We start from the raw sequence: 4993 nt of genomic DNA on the forward strand, positions 1-4993 counted from the left end.
CTTTGAATACATCGAGGTTGATTATAATCGGACAAGAAGGCACAGTGCTCTTGGGTATCTAAGTCCAGTTAACTTTGAAAATAAAAATGTCGCTTAATGAAGTGTCCAGTCTGGCTGGAGCAGATCAGTTTACTCAACGAAAAATCAGAAAAAAATAATGGGACTTGATGTCCCATTATTTTTTATAAGCTAAACCGAAAATGGGTATTTGATTGGTTCGTGATGTTGATAGCCAACAACTTCGAAATCATCAACGGTTACCCATGTTTCCAAGTCTTCAAGTGATTTGATCTCTGGGTTGATAATGAGCTTAGGTGCGGCATAAGGTTCTCTTTTGATCTGATCTTTCATTAACTCCACTTGGTCTTCATAGATGTGGGCATTGACGATCTTATGGAACGCTTTTCCGGCCTTTAATCCAGTGATCTGAGCTGTAATCTGGAGTAGCCAAGCTACTTGGATCTGATTAAAGACTAAGCCGAGCGGCACATCACAACTACGTTGAGTGCTGTTTAAGTAAAGGGTATCACCTAGCAGTGAAAAATGGTGGCTATACATGCAGGGGCGTAAACAGCCCATGTGAAACTCACCAGGATTGTAAAAGTTAAGGATTTCACCTCGGTCATCAATACCTTTGCTTAGATGATCAATGATCTTCTTATATTGATCGACAAAACCACCATCAGGTTTCGCCCATTTCCGTCCCTGAACGCCGTATACACGACCCATGTCATCCTCACCTTTACGATGAGGATTGTTAAGCCAGGCTTCATTCTGATTGGCGTTGGCATCCCAAGTTTTGGTACCTAATTTTCGAAAATCAGCTGCGTTGTCAGAGCCACGCAAGTAACCTAGCATCTCAGCAATAGCGCTTTTCCAAAAAGCTTTGCGCGTTGTTACTAGAGGAAATTCATTCGCGGTCAGATCGTATTCTAAATCTGCATTGATAACAGTTAAGCATCGTTTGCCTGTTCTATCGTTCTCAATCCAAATACCTTCATCTATAACTCGTCTACACAAGTCTTCGTATTGGCTGTATTTATATGTCATATTATCTACCAAGTATATTTTATGAGAGTGATCTTATCATACTCCGATCTCATTTCTCTATGCGTTCACTAAAGCAGACTTTTCTTGACCTGTATGTAAGCACTTAGGTGAGTAAGTTCCTATGAATTACACAAGTTAGGGTTTCCCTTATGGAAGTAAATCACGCACATCGCAACCAAGAATGCTTGCCAACTGGTACGCTTTTTCTAGAGTGATGTTGACCTCCCCTCTTTCTATGCGACCGACATAGCTTCGGTCGATGTCTGCTGAAATAGCCAATTTATCCTGAGATATACCTTTGAGCTTACGCTCTCTACGTAAGTTATCTCCAAACCGCCTTGCTAAGTCTTTCATTTTAAATGGTACTCAAAATGAAAGAATATCCTTCATTGCGGATTATATAGCCACGGACTATAATCCGTATTTTTGATTCGTAGTTGAGCTCTTATGACGAAGAAAACAGCGATTAATGAATACATTTTTACCCTATTCATCGAGAAAGGACTTGATGAATTAACTGTTCCTGCCTTGAGGGACGAACTACTAACGATTACGGGAGAATTTAAGGACATAACGGAAGCGCGTAAATTTCTTTATCGTCAGTTATTGCCTTTAGAAAAGAAAGGACTACTTTGGACTAAGGGCCAAGGGCGGACTAGAACATACCACAAATCAGAGCAGTTCAAAGAAACTGTATTCAAACCGAAAAAGCGTAAGCAGCAGAAGCTAAAAACAGTCGCAGAAAATTCGGATGAAGTACTTACCCTAGATGAGCTGGCTTTGGAACGACGAAAGTATAAAGCTGAACTTGCGATAGCTTTAGCTGAGATCGAAGAATTTCAACTATTGTCTGAAAGGTTACCTTCGCAGAAATCATCATTGTTAAAACTATCCGAAGAGACTAGAGAACGTTCTGTTAGATATCTAGCCAAAATAAATGTCCTTAATCACGTCCTAAACTTTAGTAATTGTGGGGAAGTAAAATGTTAAGGCTATGGCAAGAGGAGTGTGTTGGATCGGCTTTAGAAAAGTATCTTGCTGGACATTCGCATTTTCAGGTTCAGGCTACTCCAGGGGCTGGAAAAACGGTGGCCGCTGCCGAAATCGCCAAAAGGCTGTATGACTTAGACAAAATTGACCTGGTCCTCTGTTTTTCGCCATCATTAACGATTGCTGATGGTATCAAAAATACCTTTTCATGGCGATTGGGATGCTCTTTTACCGGTGGACTTGGTTCAATAGGCGCATCGTTTACATACCAGAGTATGAAATACCTTAGAGACAGCTTTTGGGAAACAATTAAAAAGCACCGCGTATTGGTTGTATTTGATGAGATTCACCATTGTTCAGGTGATGAAATTGGAAATGCCAATGTATGGGGTGAACAAATTTTGAAACAAATTCAAGGAATTGCTGCGTTTACATTATCCCTATCTGGCACTCCTTGGCGCTCAGATTTATTGCCAATTACGTTAGCACAGTATTCTGACACGGAAGGTCGTATCCACTGCGATTATCAATACGGTTTAAAGCAAGCGATTATCGATAAGGTCTGTCGTTCACCTAAAATTGTACTAATTGATAATGATCGCTTATCTATCTCAGAAAGTGGGCAATCGAAGTCCTTTTCGTCAATTCCTGAACTTTTAAAGCAATCAGCAACTCCGTATCAAAGCATTTTACAAAATATTGATGCAATGACCTATGTACTTGGTCTTGGTTGCAAAAAGCTAGCAGAAATACGTATGGATAACCCTAATGCCGGTGGTTTGGTTGTTGCTTCATCGGTAGGACATGCAATCGAAATTCAGAAAATTTTGGCTGAGACATATGAACAAAGTACAGAGGTCGTCACTTACTGTCATGAAAGTCCATTAGAGAAAATCAACGGGTATCGGGACGGTACGACTCAATGGATTATCAGCGTTGGAATGATTAGTGAGGGTACCGATATTCCACGTCTACAAGTTTGCTGCCATTTAAGTTTTGTGAAAACCGAACTTTATTTCAGACAAGTTTTAGGGCGGATTTTACGGACGAATGCATCCTCGAACCAGCAGGCATGGTTATACACTTTTGCTGAAGAAAGTCTGGTGAGCTTTGCAGAGCAAATCGAGAAAGATATTCCGGACTCATGTCTGTTTATCAAACCAGAGAGTTTGCAGCATAGGCCTCCATTATCTATTCCATCAGATCGAACCTATTTCTCCGAACAACAAAAGAGAAAAACTGATATTGGAAACAAGCAACTTAGTTGGGATAAAGAGCATGAGGGAAAACAGTCAGCCATATCTGCGTACTCAACTTCTCCTAGGCAGTTGGACTTGGGAAATTTCAAAGAGCGTGTCATCGCTGCATTTTTATAACTAATCAAAATTACGCTTATTCTACAACCAGCAGCAAGGAGTTGATATGTTCTATATAGGTGTTAGTCATTACTATGCGACAGGTGAAGGCCTCACAATGTATGTTGCTAGCGGTAGCGAAGAATCAATACGGGCAGCCATTCCAGAGTATTTTCATCTTGGGCTCACTATTTTAACCCCTTCAGAGTGGCTAAAAGCTGCTGCAGGGGACTGTGAGGATGAATATCATCAATCGGAAGCGGAAGATCTGAAAACCTATTTACCAATCTTATGGAAGCAAATTGAGGAAAGAGCGTTAGAAAGAGGATGTCATCTGGACTTTTTCATGAAGCACCATTTTAACTATGCCTAATACGGACTAGGTGGTTTCAGTGAAGATTTTATATTTTGATACACTTATACCCGTGATCATTGAAGATGCTTGATTTTTCGTAGAAACAGGATCATGCTACGCACCATGAAAATAATACTCCTAGATGCAAGCGAAAAAGCCCTTTTGAACATAATTTAATGAGACGGTAGGCAACTGTTAATGTTTACCTACTGTCTTAATTCTGAGCACGAATTTTCAACCATTTTCTAATCATCCCCTTCCCATATTCAACTTTAATTGAGTGCGCTCAAAGAGCAGAACATAATCAGGTTTTGCCTTTCATCTATCGGCGTTTTCCATACTTGAGTTAATTTGGATTTTGCTAATTTAACAAAGTCACTGACCAAGTTCTGTCCACCGATGTTTCAGCTCTTCCTGACACCTAATAAATGTGACTACCAAACTTCATGTTGACCAACAATATTGGGAGGAGGTCATCATGAGAAAGCTATCTTCTGGAAAATGCAGTGGTGTCAAAAGACCATTTAAGCTTGAAGAGAGCTGGCGAATTAGAACTAGGCTAGAGATTGAAAACAATTTTATGCAGCTCGCGCTATTGAACTTAGCCATAGATAGCAAGTTGAGAGCTAGTGACTTGCTAAAGCTACACGTTTACTATGTTTCTTCGCAAGGAGTTATCTATTAAAGGGTTCAGTGCATCCAACAAAAAACGGGGACCGATGTCCATTATGAGATTACTCCGAGAACACAGCAAAGTATTAGCCGATGGATCTTTGCAGCATCCCTAGAGGCAAGTAGTTTTCTATTTCCGAGTAGCCGACGCTCAGGGCAGCCTATCAGCTACTCATTCTATCGCTCAATTATTAGAAACTGGGCTGCAAAACTTGGATTGAATGCTGACTATTATGGAACTCACTCCATGCGTCGAACTAAAGCTACTTTGATCTATGCCAGAACGAAAAACATTAGGGCGGTTCAGATTCTACTTGGACATTCGAAGGTAGATAACACTATTCGATACCTTGGCGTTGAGCTAGAAGACGCTCTGAGGCTCTCTGAGAAAACAGACTACTGATAAGCACCTCTACAGGCTTTTCTTCGCGTCTGAAAAGCCTGTGTCGAGTAGACGACACCTGTTACCAAGTGTCGCCCCTCTAAGAACCCAGCGTGCAACTTTCACCGCACTAGGCTCAAGCCTTCACGAAGGCACCAGTTGGCACCCAGCAACTTACAAAGCAGTGAG

General features: G+C 41.0%; 6 protein-coding genes and 1 pseudogene. 5 read left to right on the forward strand and 2 right to left on the reverse strand.

The features are described 5' to 3' along the window. Positions 1–97, forward strand: a 97-nt coding sequence (locus EXZ60_RS18485; RefSeq protein WP_194584830.1) for an IS3 family transposase, incomplete at its 5' end; no start/stop codon positions are given. A gap of 92 nt (positions 98–189) precedes the next feature. Here the strand turns inward: EXZ60_RS18485 and EXZ60_RS18490 are convergent. Together EXZ60_RS18490 and EXZ60_RS18495 are read right to left on the reverse strand one after the other, a co-directional pair. Further along, positions 190–1050, reverse strand: a complete 861-nt coding sequence (locus tag EXZ60_RS18490) for a thymidylate synthase (protein ID WP_088728636.1) — start codon at positions 1048–1050, stop codon at positions 190–192. 147 nt (positions 1051–1197) lie between these two features. Continuing rightward, positions 1198–1404, reverse strand: coding sequence for a helix-turn-helix transcriptional regulator (locus EXZ60_RS18495; RefSeq protein ID WP_088728637.1), 207 nt, complete (start codon positions 1402–1404; stop codon positions 1198–1200). A gap of 93 nt (positions 1405–1497) precedes the next feature. Between EXZ60_RS18495 and EXZ60_RS18500 the strand changes: the two genes are divergently transcribed. From EXZ60_RS18500 to EXZ60_RS18515, 4 genes and pseudogenes are all read left to right on the forward strand, one after another. Continuing rightward, on the forward strand, positions 1498–2040 hold the full coding sequence (locus tag EXZ60_RS18500) for a hypothetical protein (protein WP_096036087.1): 543 nt from the start codon (positions 1498–1500) through the stop codon (positions 2038–2040). Beyond that, the gene (locus EXZ60_RS18505) at positions 2034–3416 is read left to right on the forward strand and encodes a DEAD/DEAH box helicase family protein (RefSeq protein ID WP_176312924.1); all 1383 of its coding nucleotides are present in this window, start codon (positions 2034–2036) and stop codon (positions 3414–3416) included. Before EXZ60_RS18500 ends, EXZ60_RS18505 begins: the two co-directional genes overlap by 7 nt. A gap of 46 nt (positions 3417–3462) precedes the next feature. After that, positions 3463–3768 carry a hypothetical protein gene (locus tag EXZ60_RS18510; protein WP_022609500.1) on the forward strand — a complete coding sequence of 102 codons (306 nt, stop codon included), beginning with the start codon at positions 3463–3465 and terminating at the stop codon, positions 3766–3768. Positions 3769–4228: 460 nt separating this feature from the next. Then, positions 4229–4825 (forward strand): annotated as a pseudogene (locus tag EXZ60_RS18515) (tyrosine-type recombinase/integrase). Positions 4826–4993 lie beyond the last annotated feature (168 nt).

The organism is Vibrio sp. 1151_11, from assembly GCF_029478525.1.
GTDB classification, from domain to species: Bacteria; Pseudomonadota; Gammaproteobacteria; order Enterobacterales; family Vibrionaceae; genus Vibrio; species Vibrio anguillarum.

What these genes read in the sequence shown, in the direction of transcription:
- EXZ60_RS18490 (WP_088728636.1), bottom strand. Translation starts at nt 1,050, where the DNA reads ATGACATATAAATACAGCCAATACGAAGACTTGTGTAGACGAGTTATA.
- EXZ60_RS18495 (WP_088728637.1), bottom strand. Translation starts at nt 1,404, where the DNA reads ATGAAAGACTTAGCAAGGCGGTTTGGAGATAACTTACGTAGAGAGCGT.
- EXZ60_RS18500 (WP_096036087.1), top strand. Translation starts at nt 1,498, where the DNA reads ATGACGAAGAAAACAGCGATTAATGAATACATTTTTACCCTATTCATC.
- EXZ60_RS18505 (WP_176312924.1), top strand. Translation starts at nt 2,034, where the DNA reads ATGTTAAGGCTATGGCAAGAGGAGTGTGTTGGATCGGCTTTAGAAAAG.
- EXZ60_RS18510 (WP_022609500.1), top strand. Translation starts at nt 3,463, where the DNA reads ATGTTCTATATAGGTGTTAGTCATTACTATGCGACAGGTGAAGGCCTC.